General features: G+C 51.6%; 20 protein-coding genes and 1 tRNA gene. 9 read left to right on the forward strand and 12 right to left on the reverse strand.

Features of this window, described 5'->3' with window-relative positions:
- Positions 1-174 precede the first annotated feature (174 nt).
- Positions 175-951, reverse strand: a complete 777-nt coding sequence (locus tag H8K47_RS13175; RefSeq protein ID WP_186881879.1) for an enoyl-CoA hydratase — start codon at positions 949-951, stop codon at positions 175-177.
- Positions 952-1,091: 140 nt separating this feature from the next.
- Between H8K47_RS13175 and H8K47_RS13180 the strand changes: the two genes are divergently transcribed.
- The gene (locus H8K47_RS13180) at positions 1,092-1,238 is read left to right on the forward strand and encodes a hypothetical protein (protein WP_186881880.1); all 147 of its coding nucleotides are present in this window, start codon (positions 1,092-1,094) and stop codon (positions 1,236-1,238) included.
- A gap of 12 nt (positions 1,239-1,250) precedes the next feature.
- Here H8K47_RS13180 and apaG read toward each other — a convergent pair whose 3' ends face one another.
- Complete coding sequence (gene apaG / locus H8K47_RS13185) at positions 1,251-1,625, reverse strand: Co2+/Mg2+ efflux protein ApaG (protein ID WP_186881881.1); 375 nt, start codon at positions 1,623-1,625, stop codon at positions 1,251-1,253.
- Between the two features lie 194 nt (positions 1,626-1,819).
- On the opposite strand from apaG, the gene rpe reads away from it, so the two are divergent.
- The 7 genes from rpe to trpC all read left to right on the forward strand — a co-directional run bounded on the left by rpe (position 1,820) and on the right by trpC (position 7,917).
- A complete protein-coding gene (rpe, locus tag H8K47_RS13190) occupies positions 1,820-2,488 on the forward strand; it encodes a ribulose-phosphate 3-epimerase (protein WP_186881882.1) in 669 nt (222 codons plus the stop codon).
- A gap of 124 nt (positions 2,489-2,612) precedes the next feature.
- The gene (locus H8K47_RS13195; RefSeq protein ID WP_186881883.1) at positions 2,613-3,296 is read left to right on the forward strand and encodes a phosphoglycolate phosphatase; all 684 of its coding nucleotides are present in this window, start codon (positions 2,613-2,615) and stop codon (positions 3,294-3,296) included.
- A gap of 244 nt (positions 3,297-3,540) precedes the next feature.
- Entirely contained in the window at positions 3,541-5,037 is a 1,497-nt protein-coding gene (gene trpE, locus H8K47_RS13200; RefSeq protein WP_186881884.1) for an anthranilate synthase component I, read from the forward strand.
- Between the two features lies 1 nt (position 5,038).
- On the forward strand, positions 5,039-5,449 hold the full coding sequence (locus H8K47_RS13205; RefSeq protein ID WP_230410208.1) for a GxxExxY protein: 411 nt from the start codon (positions 5,039-5,041) through the stop codon (positions 5,447-5,449).
- A 64-nt stretch (positions 5,450-5,513) separates the two neighbouring features.
- Positions 5,514-6,086 (forward strand): anthranilate synthase component II, encoded by a 573-nt coding sequence (locus H8K47_RS13210; RefSeq protein ID WP_186881886.1) that lies wholly within the window; start codon positions 5,514-5,516, stop codon positions 6,084-6,086.
- A complete protein-coding gene (gene trpD / locus H8K47_RS13215; protein ID WP_186881887.1) occupies positions 6,083-7,114 on the forward strand; it encodes an anthranilate phosphoribosyltransferase in 1,032 nt (343 codons plus the stop codon). Before H8K47_RS13210 ends, trpD begins: the two co-directional genes overlap by 4 nt.
- Before the next feature lie 2 nt (positions 7,115-7,116).
- Positions 7,117-7,917 (forward strand): indole-3-glycerol phosphate synthase TrpC, encoded by an 801-nt coding sequence (trpC, locus tag H8K47_RS13220; protein WP_186881888.1) that lies wholly within the window; start codon positions 7,117-7,119, stop codon positions 7,915-7,917.
- Between the two features lie 199 nt (positions 7,918-8,116).
- On the opposite strand, the gene H8K47_RS13225 is transcribed toward trpC, so the two are convergent.
- The 5 genes from H8K47_RS13225 to H8K47_RS13245 form a co-directional block, all read right to left on the reverse strand.
- Positions 8,117-9,979, reverse strand: coding sequence for a M61 family metallopeptidase (locus H8K47_RS13225; protein WP_186881889.1), 1,863 nt, complete (start codon positions 9,977-9,979; stop codon positions 8,117-8,119).
- A gap of 188 nt (positions 9,980-10,167) precedes the next feature.
- Positions 10,168-10,620, reverse strand: coding sequence for a DUF3429 domain-containing protein (locus H8K47_RS13230; RefSeq protein ID WP_162018869.1), 453 nt, complete (start codon positions 10,618-10,620; stop codon positions 10,168-10,170).
- Between the two features lie 233 nt (positions 10,621-10,853).
- A complete protein-coding gene (locus tag H8K47_RS13235) occupies positions 10,854-11,459 on the reverse strand; it encodes a nucleotidyltransferase family protein (protein ID WP_186881890.1) in 606 nt (201 codons plus the stop codon).
- A complete protein-coding gene (locus H8K47_RS13240; protein WP_186881891.1) occupies positions 11,459-12,202 on the reverse strand; it encodes a DsbC family protein in 744 nt (247 codons plus the stop codon). Before H8K47_RS13240 ends, H8K47_RS13235 begins: the two co-directional genes overlap by 1 nt.
- 38 nt (positions 12,203-12,240) lie before the next feature.
- Positions 12,241-13,431 carry an FAD-dependent monooxygenase gene (locus tag H8K47_RS13245; protein WP_186881892.1) on the reverse strand — a complete coding sequence of 397 codons (1,191 nt, stop codon included), beginning with the start codon at positions 13,429-13,431 and terminating at the stop codon, positions 12,241-12,243.
- A gap of 160 nt (positions 13,432-13,591) precedes the next feature.
- On the opposite strand from H8K47_RS13245, the gene H8K47_RS13250 reads away from it, so the two are divergent.
- A tRNA-Phe gene (locus H8K47_RS13250) sits at positions 13,592-13,667 on the forward strand.
- A gap of 196 nt (positions 13,668-13,863) precedes the next feature.
- On the opposite strand, the gene H8K47_RS13255 is transcribed toward H8K47_RS13250, so the two are convergent.
- Genes H8K47_RS13255 through H8K47_RS13275 form a run of 5 tightly spaced genes read right to left on the reverse strand, consistent with a single transcriptional unit; the run spans position 13,864 to position 19,144 of the window.
- Complete coding sequence (locus tag H8K47_RS13255; RefSeq protein ID WP_186881893.1) at positions 13,864-15,057, reverse strand: glycosyltransferase family 4 protein; 1,194 nt, start codon at positions 15,055-15,057, stop codon at positions 13,864-13,866.
- A 14-nt stretch (positions 15,058-15,071) separates the two neighbouring features.
- Entirely contained in the window at positions 15,072-16,208 is a 1,137-nt protein-coding gene (wecB, locus tag H8K47_RS13260; protein WP_186881981.1) for a non-hydrolyzing UDP-N-acetylglucosamine 2-epimerase, read from the reverse strand.
- Positions 16,209-16,210: 2 nt separating this feature from the next.
- On the reverse strand, positions 16,211-17,317 hold the full coding sequence (gene wbjC / locus H8K47_RS13265) for a UDP-2-acetamido-2,6-beta-L-arabino-hexul-4-ose reductase (protein WP_186881894.1): 1,107 nt from the start codon (positions 17,315-17,317) through the stop codon (positions 16,211-16,213).
- A 3-nt stretch (positions 17,318-17,320) separates the two neighbouring features.
- On the reverse strand, positions 17,321-18,355 hold the full coding sequence (locus H8K47_RS13270) for a polysaccharide biosynthesis protein (protein WP_186881895.1): 1,035 nt from the start codon (positions 18,353-18,355) through the stop codon (positions 17,321-17,323).
- Between the two features lie 3 nt (positions 18,356-18,358).
- A complete protein-coding gene (locus H8K47_RS13275) occupies positions 18,359-19,144 on the reverse strand; it encodes an AglZ/HisF2 family acetamidino modification protein (protein WP_186881896.1) in 786 nt (261 codons plus the stop codon).
- Positions 19,145-19,146 lie beyond the last annotated feature (2 nt).

Below are 19,146 nucleotides of genomic sequence, written 5' to 3' on the forward strand. Positions count from 1 at the left end.
AGTGCTCACATTTATTGACTGTTAATTGTTAAAGATCACAGAATATTGAATTCTTTTTTCTGCTTGCCTTCCGGCTTTTGCTTCGAATCGTTTTGTTCGTCAGCAGCAGAGAAACGAGATTATGAAGGACTCGCTGAATCTTTGCAAGCCCCTCGTTCAAATAATTTATATTGGTTATTTATTTTTAAATGCAGCCGGACGTTTTTCCAGGAAGGCTTTCATACCCTCTTTCTGATCTTCCGTCCCAAAACTGGCCTGGAATAAGCGGCGTTCAAAATGCACACCTTCCGATAAGGTGGTTTCATAGGCGCGGTTGACCGATTCTTTAATCATCATAATGACTGGCAGGGACATGGCCGCAATGGTATTTGCTGCAGTCAGCGCTTCTTCCAGTAACTGATCCACCGGCACGATACGGGATACCAGCCCCGCACGCTCCGCCTCTTCCGCGTCCATCATGCGCGCGGTCAGACACATATCCATTGCTTTGGATTTAGAAATAGCGCGCGGCAAACGCTGAGTGCCCCCGGCACCAGGCAAGGTACCAAGCTTGATTTCAGGCTGGCCAAATTTGGCATTATCCGCCGCAATAATAAAGTCGCACATCATCGCCAGTTCGCAACCACCGCCCAGTGCATAGCCCGCCACGGCAGCAATCACTGGCTTCCGAATCTGACGTATGGTTTCCCAGTTGCGGGTAATGTAGTCTTCTTTATAGGTATCCATGAAGCTGTAATTTGCCATGGCCGCGATATCGGCACCTGCTGCAAAGGCTTTTTCACTGCCAGTGATGACGATGCATTGCACCGCCTCATTCTGATCAAAGGACTTCAGCGCCTGGCCGAGTTCATTCATCAACTGATCATTCAAAGCGTTCAGCGCCTTAGGGCGATGCAACGTGATCAGGCCCACCTTTTCTTTGGTTTCAACAAGTATGCATTCGAATTCCATGTGATCTCCTGAGTCTAGATGTAAGAAAAAATTCTTGGTAAGCGTTACTATTTGCTCAGCATCTGCGGCAGCATGACTTCACTGCCAGACACCGAACATTCAACATACAACGATATTTTTGCGAACAGAGGACAGCTATTATGTGGTTATTGTTATTAGAGGCTGCAATTGCATTGGGCATCTTGATCTTTATCGTATGGTGGACCATGTTTTCGGGCCGTCCGCAGCGACCAATCCGGCATAAGCCACACACCAAACCCGAAGACACGGAGAACGGCACCAGCTAACTTTATGCCTGCTCAATGCAAGGTTCGCGGTAAAGACAAGACAAATTCCGGAATCTCCACTTCAAAACGGGTAGCGTCTTCTGCCACACAGAAGTAGTACCCCTTCATACTGCCCTGCGGCGTTTTCAAGATACAGCCACTGGTGTACTCAAAGCTTTGCCCCGGCGGCAGGAAAGGCTGATGGCCGACTACGCCCAACCCCTTGACCTCTTCAATATGATTATTCGCATCATTAATAATCCAGTGACGCGATATCACTTGTGCTGCCACTTCGCCGCTATTCGTAATGCTGATGGTATAAGCGAACACAAAATGGGACTTATCCGGTTCGGATTGCTCTTCTATATATTGCGTCACCACGGAGACGCGCATCTGGTAAGCAGACATATGGACCTTTTCTGGCTTGTAATAACTTGCACATACTCTTAGGACTTACGCAAAATAGTCCCAGCAAGGCTGAACTACCCTTTGGTGCTTTTCAAACTGACATTGTGCCAGAGCTTAGACGGTTTAGTAGGATTCGACGATAAAGAGCATGGTTGCGGAGTAAAATACCGCATCTTTTTTTGCCGGACCACATCATGACTACCTATCGTATTGCTCCCAGTATTTTATCCGCTGACTTCGCCCGCCTCGGCGAGGAAGTCAGAAACGTCGTTGCGGCCGGTGCCGACATGATCCATTTTGACGTGATGGATAACCATTACGTGCCTAACCTGACGATAGGCCCACTGGTCTGCGAAGCGATACGCCCGCATGTGCAGGTGCCGATTGATGTGCATCTGATGGTCAAGCCGGTAGACCGCATCATTCCTGACTTCGCCAAGGCTGGCGCAAACCTGATCAGCTTTCATCCTGAAGGCTCTGAACACATAGACCGCAGCCTGCAATTGATACGCGATCATGGCTGCAAGGCAGGTCTGGTGCTGAATCCTGCAACACCGCTGCATGTGCTGGAACATGTAATGGATAAGCTGGATCTGATCTTGCTGATGTCAGTGAATCCCGGCTTTGGCGGTCAGTCTTTCATCCCGCACACGCTGAAGAAAATCACCGCCGTGCGTAAGATGATCGATGAATCTGGCCGCGACATCCTGCTGCAAGTCGATGGCGGGGTCAAAATTGACAATATCCGTGAAATCGCAGCAGCAGGCGCGGATACCTTTGTGGCCGGATCCGCCATCTTTGGCAAGCCGGATTACAAGGCCGTCATTGATGCGATGCGTAGCGAGCTGGCTCAGGTCGCATAAACTCGCGCAATACCAAGGCGACATTGACATTAACTGCATACCCATGCAGATCGTGCTGGCTGGGCTGTGAACTGCCCAGCCCGGTCATCCGCTTTTCCCTCTGCATATTGAAGCATTATTGACTATGTTTACTGATATCCGTGCCGTGATTATTGACCTGGATGGCACCATGGTAGATACCGCACCAGACTTTTTGCTGGCGGTGAACCGTATGCGCGAGGATTTAGGGCTGAGCGCAATTACACTGGCCGAGATCAAACGCATGGTCGGCAAAGGCTCTGAACACCTGATCCGTCAGGTGCTGGCTACAGACTTCGATGAGGCTGGTGTGCAGCAGCACTTCGATGTGGCGCTGGCTGGCTATCAGCATCACTATGCGCAAATCAATGGCCTGCACAGTGAACTGTATCCCGATGTGATGAACGGCTTGCAAGCTATGCAGGCGCTGGGTTTAAAGCTTGCATGCGTGACCAACAAACCGCTCGTATTTGCTCAGGTTCTGCTGCAAATGAAAGGACTGGCACCGTATTTCTCCCTGACTTACGGCGGTGACTCTTTTGCCCACAAAAAACCGCATCCTTTGCCGCTGCTATCGGTCTGCCAGCAGTTCGGGCTGCCACCGGCGCAGGTGCTGGCGATTGGCGACTCCAGCAATGATGCGATCGCTGCGCGTGCGGCGGGTTGCCCGGTACTGACCGTGCCGTATGGTTACAACCACGGCGAACCTGTACAAAATATTCAAAGTGATGGTATAGTCGAAACCCTGTTATCAGCAGCAAAACTGCTGACGACACCAACAACCACTTAAAAATCATCATTCCAATCACGAATGTTTCCTGATAACAAACGTCCATTCATGACACCAGGTGCCTTTGAGGCCTGGCTATGGCGACGCTGGCAATTCTGTTAATCCACTGAATGCCGCGAGTGGCTGTGCACATCCTCCGCACATCTTCTTGTTTGTTATATCAATCTGTTTTTATCCGTCCACACATCCCATGTGTCTCGCTATGGTCGCCTATGGCGCTGCTGCGGGCGGCTGAGAGAAAACCATGACCGAACTCGAATTCAAATCGCTGGCCGCGCAAGGCTACAACCGTATTCCAATGATTGCGGAAGCATTCGCTGATCTGGAAACCCCGCTCACGCTGTATCTGAAACTGGCACAAAGCCAGCAAGCCGGTAAAAATACCTTTTTGCTGGAATCGGTGATGGGGGGGGAGCGCTTCGGACGCTATTCCTTCATCGGCCTGCCAGCCACCACCCTGGTACGCAGCTTTGGTGAAAAAATCGAAGTAGTGCAACACGGTAAAGTAGTCGAAACCCATCAGCAAAATCCCCTAAGCTTTATTGCCGAATTCCAAAGCCGTTTCAAAGTCGCGACCCGCCCCGGCCTGCCACGTTTTTGCGGTGGTCTGGCCGGTTATTTTGGCTATGACGCAGTACGCCATGTAGAAAAACGTCTGGCAGGAAAAGCGCCGAAAGATGATCTGGGCCTGCCGGAAATTCAGTTACTGCTGACCGAAGAACTGGCCGTAATCGATAATGTATCCGGCAAGCTGTATCTGATCGTGTACGCCGACACCGGTCAACCGGAAGCCTGGTCCAAAGCGCGCCAGCGCCTGAAAGATTTGCGTGCCATGTTAAGACGCAGCGTGGATGCGCCAGTGACATCGGCGTCGGTACGTACCGATTCCATCCGCGACTTTGCCAAAGAAGATTATTTAAAAGCAGTAGAAAAAGCCAAGGAATACATCATGGCCGGCGACCTGATGCAAGTGCAGGTCGGGCAGCGTATTAAGAAACCCTATGTGGATTCCCCGCTGTCGCTGTACCGTGCCTTGCGCTCGCTGAATCCTTCGCCCTATATGTATTTCTATAATTTTGGCGACATGCAGATCATCGGTGCTTCACCGGAAATTCTGGTGCGCAATGAAACCCTGAATGATGGTCGGAAAAAAGTCACCATCCGCCCGCTGGCAGGCACCCGTCCACGCGGTGCCACACCGGAACGCGATGCAGAACTGGCCACCGAGCTGCTGGCCGATCCTAAAGAAATCGCTGAACACGTGATGCTGATTGACCTGGCGCGCAATGACATCGGTCGTATTGCGCAAACCGGCACAGTTAAAGTGACCGACCAGATGGTGATCGAAAAATACTCCCACGTACAGCACATCGTCTCGAATGTAGAAGGTCTGCTGCAACCGGAACTCAGCAACCTCGATGTACTGAAAGCGACCTTCCCGGCTGGCACCTTGTCCGGTGCGCCTAAAGTCAGGGCGATGGAACTGATCGATGAACTGGAACCGGTCAAACGCGGCATCTATGGCGGCGCCTGCGGCTACCTGTCGTTTGGCGGTGAAATGGATCTGGCTATCGCGATACGTACTGGTGTGCTGAAAGACGGCATGCTGTATGTGCAGGCAGCAGCCGGCGTAGTCGCGGACTCGGTACCGGAACTGGAATGGCAGGAAACCGAAAACAAAGCACGCGCTGTATTACGCGCCGCAGAACAAGTTCAAGACGGATTGGATGGGGACATCTGAATTGGAAACTGGCAAAAGCGCTCAACACCGAGACACTGAGAGACTCAGAGATACGCTGAGTGAACAAGTCATCGGTGCTGCGATTGAGGTACATCGCACACTGGGCGCGGGCTTGCTGGAATCTGCATATGAAAAATGCCTTTGCCACGAGCTGTCTTTACGAGGGCTGCGGTTTGCAAGACAAATTGCTTTAGATATTGATTACAAAGGTGTACGGGTAGAAGCCGCATACAGACTGGATCTGGTGATTGAAGGTAGCCTTATTCTGGAACTAAAAGCGGTAGACAAAATAATGCCAGTACATCATGCACAAATGCTGACTTATCTGAGACTGTCGGGGATAAGGACTGGATTACTGATCAACTTTATGGTGCCGGTTTTAAAAGATGGCATTAAGCGATTTTCTCTGTAATCCTCTGCTGTGCTCTGCGTCTCGGTGTTAAGAGACTTTAATTTTGTGTTGAGAGGTTTTAATTATGTTACTGATGATCGACAACTACGATTCATTTACTTACAACCTGGTGCAGTATTTTGCTGAGCTGGGTGAAGATGTGCGTACTTATCGCAATGATGAAATCACGCTGGAGCAGATAGCAGAACTGCAGCCGGATCATATCTGCATTTCACCTGGCCCCTGCACACCAGCCGAGGCGGGGATTTCGATTCCTGTCATTCATCGCTTTGCCGGACACATCCCAATTCTGGGTGTCTGCCTCGGGCATCAAAGCATAGGTGCAGCCTTTGGCGGCAATATCATCCGCGCCAAGCAAGTCATGCATGGCAAGACCTCGGTGATTGCCCATACCGGTGTTGGTGTGTTCAAAGATTTACCCAGCCCTTACACCATCATTCGCTATCACTCGCTCGCGATAGAGCGCGCGTCTTTGCCGGATTGCCTGGAAGTGACGGCATGGACCGATGACGGAGAAATCATGGGGGTCAGACACAAGGAATTTAATTTGCAGGGTGTGCAGTTTCATCCCGAATCCATCTTGTCTGAACATGGCCACGCCTTGCTGAAAAACTTTTTGACTGGAACTGCATCATGACCATCACCCAACAGGAAGCACTGACACGCCTGATCGAACACCGTGAAATTTTTCACGATGAAATGCTGTATTTATTTCGCAAGCTGATGGGTGGCGAACTGTCGCCGGTGATGATCACTGCGCTGACCATGGGGCTGCGTGTGAAAAAAGAAAGCATAGGCGAAATCACGGCGGCAGCGCAGGTGATGCGCGAATTTTCGACCAAGGTACCGCTCGCGAATACCCAGAATATGATTGATATCGTGGGCACCGGCGGTGACGGTGCGCATACCTTTAATATCTCAACTGCTTCTATGTTCGTGACTGCAGCGGCTGGTGCACGGGTCGCCAAACATGGCGGACGCAGCGTGTCCTCTTCGTCTGGCAGCGCCGATGTACTGGAATCGCTAGGTGCGAATATTAATCTGACGCCGGAACAAATCGCTCAGTCGATTGCACAGACGGGCATCGGCTTTATGTTTGCGCCTAACCACCATGGCGCCATGAAGCATGCAGCACCTGTACGCAAAGAGCTGGGCGTACGCACTATTTTCAATATCCTCGGTCCGCTGACCAATCCGGCCGGAGCACCCAATATACTGATGGGCGTATTCCACCCGGATCTGGTCGGGATACAGGTGCGTGTGCTGCAGCGTCTTGGCGCACAGCATGCACTGGTGGTGTGGGGGCGTGACAATATGGATGAAGTCTCGCTGGGTGCGCCGACCATGGTGGGTGAACTGATCAATGGTGAAATCCGCGAATACGATATCCATCCCGAAGACTTTGGCCTGCAGATGGTTTCTAACCGCAATCTGAAAGTCAATGGCGCTGCTGAGTCACGTGAAAAAATCATGGAGGTCATGCACAACGTCGATGGCCCGGCGCGCGATATCGTGGCACTCAATGCCGGTACCGCCTTATATGGCGCGGGCTTGGCAGACTCGATAGCCGATGGCGTAAAAAAAGCGCAGCAAGCCATTGCCTCCGGTGCGGCTCGCGCCAAGCTCGATCAGTTTGTGCAAGTCACCCAACAACTCGGGAAATAAATATGTCAGATATTCTTCGTCAAATACTGGACGTCAAACAAGATGAAGTGGCCGCGGCACGCCGCTATCAGTCACTGATCAGCCTGCGCGATGAGGTGGAATCCGATGCTGAAAGCCGTGCTGGGATTCGCGGCTTCGAGCGCGCCATGCGCCAGAAAATCGCAGCCGGTCATGCGGCCGTGATTGCGGAAATCAAAAAAGCGTCGCCGTCCAAAGGGATATTACGTGCAGATTTTGAACCCGCTGCGATTGCGCAAAGTTATGCGCATCACGGTGCGGCTTGCCTGTCTGTGCTAACCGATGAAAATTTTTTTCAGGGTGCACCCGCCTATCTGCAACAGGCACGTGCAGCGTGCACGATACCGGCGCTGCGTAAGGATTTCATCATCGATCACTATCAGGTGTATCAGGCGCGACAATGGGGTGCCGATTGTATTTTGCTGATCGTGGCCGCGCTGGACCATGGCCTGATGGCAGATCTGGAAGCCTGTGCGCTGGAGCTGGGCATGGACGTGCTGGTCGAAGTACATGACCGTGCAGAACTGGATATCGCACTGACACTGAAGACACCCCTGCTTGGTATTAATAACCGCAATCTGCGCACCTTCGAGGTCACGCTGGATACTACGCTGGGGCTGCTACCTGCGATTACTGCGGATAAGCTGGTCGTGACCGAATCCGGCATACTGAGCCGTGAAGATGTGACCCGTATGCGCGCCGCTGAGGTACATAGCTTCCTGGTCGGCGAGGCATTTATGCGTGCCGCTGAACCCGGCGCGGAATTGGAAAAACTGTTTTTTTGAGAGATGTGCTGAGCGATCAGGCAGAGCGTCAGAAGAAAAATCTAATATAGTCTGAAGTAAAGTCTGATATTCCGTGCGGCTCACAGCCTGTTTTTGGCTCACAACCCGCATGAATACTGGGATATCCAATAAAAAACCGTCTTCAGCAAGCACTGAAGACGGTTTTTTTTACGCAATATTCTGAGGCAGAATACGGTGCTTAACGCTTGCCAGGCTTACGATAGGTAGGACGCGCCGTCACCAGCGCTGTTGCCTTGTCGGCCAGCCGGAATTGCTGAGCCGGTACATCGTCGGCCTGCAATTTCGCTTTGACGACCATCAGCTCATCGCGCCGGAACGCGTGAATTTCTACCGTTTCACCGATACGATAGCGACCCACTGCATTGCTCAGGCCATCTGCGGCATCCGCTGCTGTAATGCGCAAACCATTGATCGCGATCAGCACATCAAGCGCAGACAAACCGGCCTGATGCGCGGCACGTCCTTCAAAGACATTGGCAAGCTTGCAGTCGTTGCCATCGCGTGCCACTTTGACGCCAAGACTGGCTTTCTGACTCGCGACACCGCCATCCACAAGCACGCCGAAGTCCGCATACAGGCTACTCAATGGCACATCTTCGGTACCAAATACATGTTTATCCAGGAAGCGACGGACATCAACACCGGTCGTCTTTTCGATGATGGCTGCGATTTCCTGCTCACCGAGGCCACGCTGTTCGCCGGATGGCAACCGCGTATAAAAGTCACGGCCGAATTGCTGCCACAAGGCGCGCATCACATCATCCAGCGATTTTTTACCAGCAGTCTGCTGGCGTATGCTCAGGTCCAGCCCAAGTGCCACCAGCGAACCCTTGGTGTAATAGCTGACGATGGCGTTGGGGGAATTTTCATCCTGACGGTAATACTTAGTCCAGGCATCAAAGCTGGATTCGGCCACGCTTTGCTTCAGACGTCCACTGCCACGCAACACCATATTCACGGTTTTTGCCAGCAGTTTCAGGTATGCGCTTTCATCGATCACACCGGCACGCACCAGCATCAGATCATCGTAATAGCTGGTGAAACCTTCAAACAGCCACAACAGGCTGGTGTAGTTTTCCTGGCTCAGGTCATAGCTGGCGAAGACCGCAGGCTTAATACGTTTGACATTCCAGGTATGGAAATACTCATGGCTGCACAGGCCCAGAAAGCCCTTGTAGCCCTCACTCATTTCACTCTGGTGCTTGAGCGGGATATCGTTGCGGTTGCAGATCAAGGCAGTCGAGGCGCGATGCTCCAGTCCACCATAGCCTTCGCCGACTACCATGGTCATGAACACATAACGATCCATCGGCGCTTTTTTCGTGCGTGGCTCGAACAGTGCAATCTGGCTCTCGCAGATTTTCTTCACATCAGACACCATGCGGTCCATGTCCATGTTCGGCACTTTACCCGTCACCACGAAATCATGCGGCACGCCACACGCCTCAAAACTAGCGAGAGCGAAGTCGCCCATTTCAACCGGATGATCGATCAGCTCATCGTAATCACGTGCCACATAGCTACCAAAACCATAGCGTTTGGCTTTCAGCTCAGGCAACGAAGTCGCGACACGCCAGCTCTTGCAGACAGGATCGGCCGCGCGCTGGATATCGACCACATGCTGGCTGTTTTCCTGACCATGCACAGCCAGAAAAACGCTGGTGCCGTTGAAGAAAGCGTGGTTCTGATCCAGATGCGCGGCGCGCACCGATAAATCCCAGGCATAAACTTCGTAGCTGATGCTCAGCGCACCTTTGCACGGTGCTGCCTGCCAGGTGTGTTTATTCAGTTTTTTCAGGCTGACTTTTTTACCTGCTGCGCTGGCCTTGATCTGCACGATATTGCGCGCAAACTCACGTACCATGTAACTGCCCGGTATCCAGACGGGCAGACTCAGGATCTGTCCATCGGTGGCGGGCTGAGCAATGTCCAGTGTTACCTGAAACAAGTGACCGGCCAGGTCTTTTGGAATAATACTGTAGTGAATACCGGCAGTTGTCTGCCGCGCAGTGCGTCCCTGTACTGTCGTCGTTTTTGCCATGCTCAACGATCTTTCTGAAATAAAGTGAAATCAAATTAAATAATTAGTGGACTGAAACCTGCCCCTGCCAGCCATGGCGTGCAACACAGACACCGCGGAATACCGCTGAATATGAGCTGTCAGTCGCCGGGGAAGAGATGCGTCAGTCCTGAATAAAACAAAACCAGAGCAAACTCTGGTTTTGGCGTTCAGCTACGTACGTTGGCGGCGATAAAAGTGAATATCTGCGCGCCCACTACGACACGGGTCAGTTGCAGACGCAGATCGATAAACCAGGCTGGTACCGCATAACTCTGATACAGTTTTTTGTCGATTTTATAGGCTGCGATGAAGCCAACTACCTGCACCACAAAACCGAACAGCATATTACTCAGAGAACACCAGGCAATCAGCGTGGGGATGACACCCCAGATCATTGCCCGCCGGGTTTCTTCGTCGTCCTTACCCTGAGCCATCAGCGTCACGCCCCAATGCAAACCACCCAGGAAAGACAAAATCACGATGCCATACGCCAGCTGCGCTTTGATGAAATACCCCAGCCAGTCAGGATGCACGATCCAGCACAGTACCGTCAGTAAAACAAACGGAATCAGGCCAGCAAAGCCCAGTCGTATTACCAGTTTTTGATTGAGATTATTCATAAAATTTAGCCGTACGCCACCAAGTCTCACGATGAAGCCGACCAGTAGCAATATTTTGCAAATACTGCTTACGAGCAACTCCTCCGCATGAAAATTTTCCTGTCAAATTCGGGAAAACGATATTCTAAGAGGAAATATTCAAGTTAGATATACATCTGCGCACAGAAGAAGCCATTTACTGTGTAGAAAGTCACAATTTCCAACAAAAAGCACGACAATCCGTCGAAAAGGGCTCAGATATCCCCATTGTGACGCAAATGAAGCCAGTCATCCTGCGTGTCGATATCCTGGCAAATCCCGGCATCGTCCAAAGTCAGACGGTATACGCTTTCCGAATGCAGTAAGCCACGTGCGCCCTGATCGCCCTGCAATTGCAATAAGTCAGGCAGACAGGACGCAGCGAACGCAACCGGATTGCCGCGCTGCCCCTGATGTTCGGGCACCACGATCCGATGCCCGGCTAAGGCAGCATCGCGAATTGCAAGGAGGCTTTCAACTGTGACACAGGGCATATCCGCCAATGCCACCAGCCAGCCGGCACTATGCTGAGTCTGCATCAAGGCAGCGCGCAGGCTATGGGCCATGCCAAGATCGGCTTGTTCAGTCAACACAATGGCGCAACCGGCATCGGCCAATTGCCTCTGCAATTCCTGCTGGTCGGGACGTAACACGGCAATGCTGAATGGAAAAGCCTGTAACAGACGTGTGGCGCAGGCAACTGCGACAGATGGGTACTCTCCCCAGGGTATCAGCAGTTTGGATTGCTGACCCGCCGGGTCAAAACGACGTCCGCGCCCGGCTGCCAGCAAAATGCCAGTCCAGGCCGCGGACTCAGTCATTAATTGGCCTTGCCACCAGCAATGCTGGCGAATTTTTCTTCCAGGCCTTTGGCATTGACCGCACCCGGGATACGGGTGCCATCGCTAAAGAAAATCGCCGGGGTGCCGGTCACGCGCAGCTTCTGCCCCAAGGCCAGGACTTTGTCATGCGGAGTGAGGCAATTTGCCGGTGCTGTGGACGCGGATTTGCCATGGACCATCCAGTCATCCCAGGCTTTATTCCTGTCAGATGAGCACCAGATGTTTTTAGACTTGGCCGTGGAATCATCCGACAGGATGTTATACATGAAGGTATACACCGTAATATTGTCCATGCCTGCCAGGGTTTTACGGAATTGTTTGCAGTAGCCGCAATTCGGGTCTTCAAACACGGCGATAACTCGCTTACCATCGCCCTTCACCATCTTCAAGGCCAGCTCCAGTGGCAGATCAGAGAATTTAATCTTACTCAGTTCTTCGACTCTGGCACGTGTGTAATTGGTGCTGGTTTTGGCATCAATCACATTCCCGACGAATAAAAACTGCGCTTTTTCATCGGTGTAAATCACATCGCTGCCAACCCTGACTTCATACAACCCGGAATAAGGGGTTTTTAGCACAGAATCGACTTTCACGCCTTCCCCCAGACGTGGCTCCACCAGTTTTTTAACAGCGGTTTCCTGTGGCGTCTGCGCCGCTACCTGGATAGAGATCAGACCGGATAACAGACTTACTGCGGCGATTGCCACGAACTTCAGCTTCATTACTTTTTTCCTTTGGCCATCGCCATGAGGCGTGAGGCTTAGCGCCCCATCGCATGAGAAATTAATTTGTTCTTTATGAGTGGCAAACGGTCCAGTAAGTTCATTCCCAGATTCCGCATCAGGCGCGCCGGCCCCAGATTTGAACCAAACAAACGCGACAAACCATCGGTCGTCACTTGCATTAACAAGACATCCTGTTTGCGTGCGCGGCGATAGGCTTCCAATAAACGCGCATCACCACAATCGCGGAATTCATCACGCTGCTTCACCAGACGCAGCAAATCAGCCACATCGCCAAAGCCCAGATTCATACCGTGCCCAGCCAACGGATGCACCACATGTGCTGCATCCCCAATCAGCGCAACGCGTTCAGCAATCAGGCTGTGCGGACATATCAGACGCAAAGGAAAGGCCTTGATATCCTCAGGCAGCACAGGCGTCAAATGCCCATGCGTCTCCAGACAATAATGTTCGAGCGCAGACACCAGGCCAGACAAAGGTTCACGCACCAGGCGATCAGCAAGGGTATCCGGTGCAGACCAGACCAGCGACACACGCTGTCCGGGCAGCGGCAACAGCGCAATAATACCCTGATCTTCAATAAACCATTGGTGTGCTACCCCGTGATGCGGCTTGCTACACTCGAAATTCGTGACGACCCCCTTTTGCCCGTAGGAGCGATAGTCTATGCCGATATCACATTGCCCGCGCACCCAGGACTGCGCACCATCGGCACCGACGATCAGCTTCGCCTCAATCGTATCGCCATCGGCCAGCGTCAGCCTGGCTGCCTGGGTATCCACATGCAATTGCTGCGCCCGGCCCACATGCAGCTGCAGGTTTTGCGCAAAACGTAGTGCGCTATCGAGTGCCAGACTCAGATTGCGGTTCTCGATTATCCAGGCTAACTCCTGAGTACGCGCGCTATAGGCGTCAAAACCCAGCTGTCCATCGCGCTGCTCCGCGCCATCCTTGACCTGCATACCTGTCACTGCGGCAACCCGGCTATGATCGAGCGCACCCCAGACTTTTAACTGATCCAATAAATCATAGGCCACATGGTTCAGTGCGAACACGCGCACATCCCAATCGGCCGATGCCACCGTCGGTGCTGCTGACTCGCACAAGACCCGAACAGTCAAACCGGCTTGCGCCAGCCCCAGCGCCGCCGCCTTCCCCACCGCGCCATTACCAACGATGCAAATATCACAATGATGTATCTGAGCCATAGCGTGACCTTTTCTTTTGTCTTCAACAAGTCAGCCATTATACGGCAGCGCCCCCGCCCCTTCCGATGCGCCAGATCAAGAACAATTGGCGCAGAAAACAAGTATTTTCACCCTCCCCCCTTGCCAAAGCGGGCTTCGATCTCTATAATTCTTGTTTCTTGGCCTGGTAGCTCAGTCGGTAGAGCAGAGGATTGAAAATCCTTGTGTCGGTGGTTCGATTCCGCCCCGGGCCACCAAGATATAAGCCGCTTAACGGAGAAATTTGTTAAGCGGCTTTTCTCTTTGCATCTACGCATAAATAGCCTTGCCATTCCGTTACGGGACCACAAAGAACTACGACTCCACACATCTGTGTAGGCTCATAAAAAATAAAATCGCCCGACACCACTAAATGACGTCAAGCGATTCAAACGCAATTAATTTCAAATGCCTTTATTCGTGAGAGAGTGCTTTGATAATTTGCTGAACGGAACTTTTCACCGAAAATTCTCGGTCAAAAAGATGGATACAACGGCTCGATAAATTTGGGTCTGCATGAATTTGCTCAAGCAAGGTATTCGCCAATTCAAGCAAATCATTGACTTGATTGCTTTCACAGACCTGGCCAACCTTTTCATTGAGAATAAGTGTAGACAGATCATTCCCCGCATTGACGTTCGCCAAAACAGGAAGGCCACTCTGCATATAAGTCAAAAATTTACCCGGAATATTATGTGATTTATGCCTCGGGTCTAGCGCAACAATACCAACACTGCATTGCGCATATAAATCTGGAATCTGATCGGGATCGATTTCATCAAAAAACAATACATTTGAAAGGCTTCGTTCTTGGGCAAAGGTTTTCAATCGTTTTACTTCACTCCCCCTCCCAACAAGCACAAACCCCACATCTGACCGGACAAGCATTTTCTCTGCCAGTTGCAGAACGATATCCATCCCCTGCGCTACGCCCATGTTTCCCGCATAGACAAACACCTTACGTCCAGCGAGAGATGTTTCATCGATACGAATAACACATTTATCTACAGCTGGCTTGCCTAGCCAATTCTGTAACACCTCGAGTTTGCCATTACTCTTTTTCAACCAATTATCGAAATAGGAGCGGTTGCCGGGCGTCTGCACACCAATGACATCCGCCACTGAGTATTGGTACTGCGCGATCGCATTGAAAAACTGATAGGGCAAACCACGCCCCATCAGACCCATGTCTACAGCCCATTCTGGAAAAATATCCCGAATGATAAGGTAGCCTTTACAGCCACATCTCTTTTTCAAACTGTTCGCAAGAGGGCCATGAAAGATAGATGGGGCATACCAGACTACCCCATCCCATTTTTGAGCACCAAGAGGACTCTTGCTAAGATTTCTGCGCATCGCATACGGCATAAGAAACTCCCCAATGGTACGACTGACATAATTAATGTCTTTCGTTTTGGGGGCTTTCAAACGCACTACCTGAACTCCATCAATTCTCTCGATTACCCAAGAATCATCGATATCGGCAGCCGGCAACAATACGGTGAGCTCATGTCCTTGACGCACAAACTCTCTTGACAGATCACGGAGCTGAACCGCTCCGGAGTTTCGCAATGGAGGAAAAGTATCTGCGATTAAGACAATGCGCATAAATCCTCTACCTATTAATACTGTTTCCAGACAACCCGTTTTACGTAGTCTGTATAGCTGTGGATGATACGAACGACCTTATCGCTCACATTTGGCATGCTATAGTCAGCCACCAAACGCAAAGTGCGCTCCTTACCCTGAGCCTGAGTTTGCAAAATTGCTAAACCCTGTCGAACTCGCTCAAGCTCCAATCCAACCATCATTACAGCAGCTTCTTCCATTCCCTCTGGACGCTCGTGCGCTTCTCTCAGATTCAACGCTGGGAAATTTAAAATTGAAGACTCTTCATTGATGGTGCCACTATCAGACAATACGGCCTTAGCATGCATTTGCAAGTTCACGTAGTCATGAAAACCAAGCGGCTTCAAGAGGCGAACATTAGGATGGAACGTCGATCCTGTCGCATCCACTCGTTTTTGAGTGCGCGGATGCGTAGACACTACGACGGGCAGCTTATAATCTTCAGCGACGCCATTCAGTACTTGCACCAGTTTAGAAAAACTCCGGTCTGACTCAATGTTTTCTTCACGATGAGCACTCACAACAAAATACTGAGACTCTGTCAACCCTAAGCGCTTCAACGCATCAGACGCCTGAATTTGTGGCATGTAATGATTTAACACCTCGTACATCGGGCTACCTGTCTTAATGACTTGATCTGGTGGCAGACCTTCGCGCAGCAGGTAATCGCGTGCAATTGTGCTGTAGGTCAGATTGATGTCTGATGTGTGATCTACAATACGACGATTAGTCTCCTCTGGCACACGCAAATCAAAACAACGATTCCCAGCTTCCATATGGAAGATAGGAACCTTACGTCGTTTTGCCGGGATCACGGAAAGGCAACTATTGGTGTCTCCAAGCACGAGCATGGCATCTGGTTTGACTTCGGCCAATACATGATCTACAGCAGTAATTAAGTTACCTATCGTATTTGCAGCCCCGGTACTTCCCTCTGCACTGTTCAGAAAGTAATCAGGTTTGCGAACTGAAAGGTCATCAAAAAAAACCTGATTTAATTCGTAATCATAGTTCTGCCCTGTGTGCACCAAGATATGATCGCAATGCTGATCCAGCGCAGCTAACACACGTGAAAGGCGAATAATTTCTGGTCGTGTACCCACGACCGACATGACTTTAAGTTTTTTCATCATCAAACTTTGCTAGCGATCGTGTCTGGATTGGCACGATCAAAAATTTCATTTGCCCAGAGCATGACGACCATCTCGTCATCGCCCACGTTGGTAATGTCGTGTGTCCAACCGGGTACCGTCTCCACGACCTGAGGTTTGGCTCCTTCGGTTTCCAGGTGATACACCTCGTCGGTCAGCATGTGCCGGAAGCCAAACCTGGCCTTGCCCTTGATGACCAAAAACTTCTCTGTCTTGGTATGGTGATAATGCCCACCACGGGTTATGCCAGGGTGCGCGGTAAAAAAGGAAAACTGCCCTGCATCCGGTGTCTTAAGCATTTCAACAAATACGCCGCGAGAGTCGCCATAAGCCGGCACATCATAGGCAAACTTGTCCTTGGGCAGATAGCTTACATATGTAGCATACAGCGCTCGTGTCAGCCCCGTGCCAACACGCTCGGATATCAGCGTGCTCCTGCAGTTTTTAAAGGCATCGATCTGCTCGGACAGCTCGCCCAAGGTGATGCTGTATTCAGGCACGACTTCCGGGCGCACCACACCCGCCCAGGGTGACGCTAGCAAAGTCCAAAAAGCATTGATCACATCATCGACATAAACCAGACGGATACGTGCGCTTACATCGTTGATCTGCACCGGCAGATCATTTGCCTTGTTGTGGCAAAAAGTCGCCACCACAGAATTGTAGTTGGGCTTGCACCATTTGCCAAAAACGCCAGGCAAACGATAGATCGCCACCGGGTTGCCGTGATCGGTAGCTAACTGTTCCACGGCCTGCTCTGCACCCAGCTTACTGCGGCCATAGAGATTGTCCTGCGCAGCCTGAGCAGACGAAGCGAGCAGCAAAGGAGTCGACCGTCCCGCAGCACGCAGACCCTCGCAAATTTGCCGCGTCAAGCCTGCATTGACTGTTGCAAACGCATCGGGTGATGCTGGGCGGTTTTCACCGGCCAAATGAATAATGGCATCGGCCTGCGCCAGAGCCGCCTGTAACACGGCATCAGTATCTCCGCGTGCAAAAGTCAGCACCTCTGTACCGGCCTGTTCGCGCAAGCGTAACACCAGGTTTTTACCAATGAAACCATTGGCACCTGTAACCAATACTTTCATAGTTTATTCCTCCAGCTCGACGTGTTCACCACGCACAATCGCTTGCATGAAACGAAGCTTCAACAGCAGAGCCTGCATACCAGCCACATCCAGGCGCGTCGTATTGTGCGAGTTGTAATCAGTGGCTTCAGAAATCCTGACTTCACCCTGCTCGACAAATTTGCCGTAGTTCAGATCGCGCAAATCCGGCGGCACGCGATAATAGCCGCCCAGGTCTTCAGCGGCTGCCATTTCTTCCCGGCTCAGTAAAGCCTCGTAAAGCTTTTCGCCATGACGGGTTCCAATCACACGCACTGTATGTTCAGGTTGACCTAAAAGGTCAGTCAGAGCCTGGGTCAATACCTCGATTGTAGCCGCTGGAGCCTTCTGCACGAAAATCTCACCAGGCTGGCCATGCTCAAAGGCATACAGCACCAGATCCACAGCATCGTCCAGCGTCATCATGAAGCGCGTCATGCTCGGATCGGTGATGGTGATAGGCTGGCCCGACCGAATCTGGTCTACAAACAACGGGATCACCGAGCCGCGCGAAGCCATCACATTGCCATAACGCGTCACGTTGATCACGGTGCTGCTGCTCGAACGGGACTTGGCGACAGCCACCTTTTCCATCATCGCTTTGCTGATACCCATTGCGTTGATGGGGTACACGGCCTTATCCGTGCTCAAGCACACCACGCGCTTGACGCCGCATTGGATAGCGGCCTCCAACACATTCTCCGTGCCCATCACATTGGTCTTGACTGCTTCAAGCGGGTGGAATTCGCAGGATGGCACCTGCTTCAGCGCTGCCGCGTGGTAGATGTAGTCCACTCCCCGCACTGCATTCATCACTGACTGCGGATCGCGCACATCGCCAATGTAGAATTTCAGCTTGGGGCTGTTGTACTTCTTGCGCATGTCATCCTGCTTCTTTTCATCGCGGCTCAGGATGCGAATTTCACGCAAATCAGAATTCAGGAAACGGCGCAGAACGGCATTGCCAAACGAGCCGGTCCCGCCAGTGATCAATAACACCTTGTCTTGGAATACGTTCATTATTTATCTCTTTAGTGCTTCGTGACAGAGCAGTTTCTTTTGCTCGGGCGTGGGGTAGTTAATCAATACCGCACGATATTTACCTTTGAAAACGAATAGGCTGCCTGCGGCAGCTCCTACAACACCCAATCTGGAGACCAGTTCGCCTAAATGATCGAGTGATCCGGCGCCCCCCAAAAAGGTCACAGGCACCTTCAAGGCCTGCTTGAATTGCGCGGCCAGCTCCAGGTCATAGCCTTGCATCTGACCATCTCTATCGATCGAATTCACCACGATCTCGCCAGCACCGGCGTCTTGCAACTGCTTGGCCAACGCGATTGGATCCAGTTTGTGGCTTACCTTGCCGTTATGGGTGCACACTTCATACCCTTTGGCGAACAATCCGGTACGCTTGCGCACATCCACCACCGCGACGACTGACTGTCGTCCCACAGCTGCCGCCATTTCCGTCAGCAGCGCGGGATTGGCGATGGCAGCAGCGCTCACAGCCACCTTCTCAACACCCATGTCAATGATGCGAGCCGCCTGCGCTGCAGTGGTCACGCCGCCGCCATAGCAAAGTGGCATGCGGCATTCCGCAGCCAGCTTGGCGATCAAGGTAAAGTCGGGCTCTACTTTGTTGACTGTGGCATCAATGTCCAGCACAACCAACTCATCGGCTTCTTTATCGTTGAATATTTTGACGGCGTTGATGGGATCACCAACATACTTCGGCGCTTTGAATTGTTGGGTCTTGACCAGCCCGCCCTTGTGGATGAGCAGACAGGGAATAATGCGTGGACGCAGCATGG

The sequence above is a fragment of the Cognatundibacterium rugosum genome, assembly GCF_014284365.1.
In the GTDB taxonomy this organism is placed as follows: Bacteria; Pseudomonadota; Gammaproteobacteria; order Burkholderiales; family Burkholderiaceae_D; genus Undibacterium; species Undibacterium rugosum.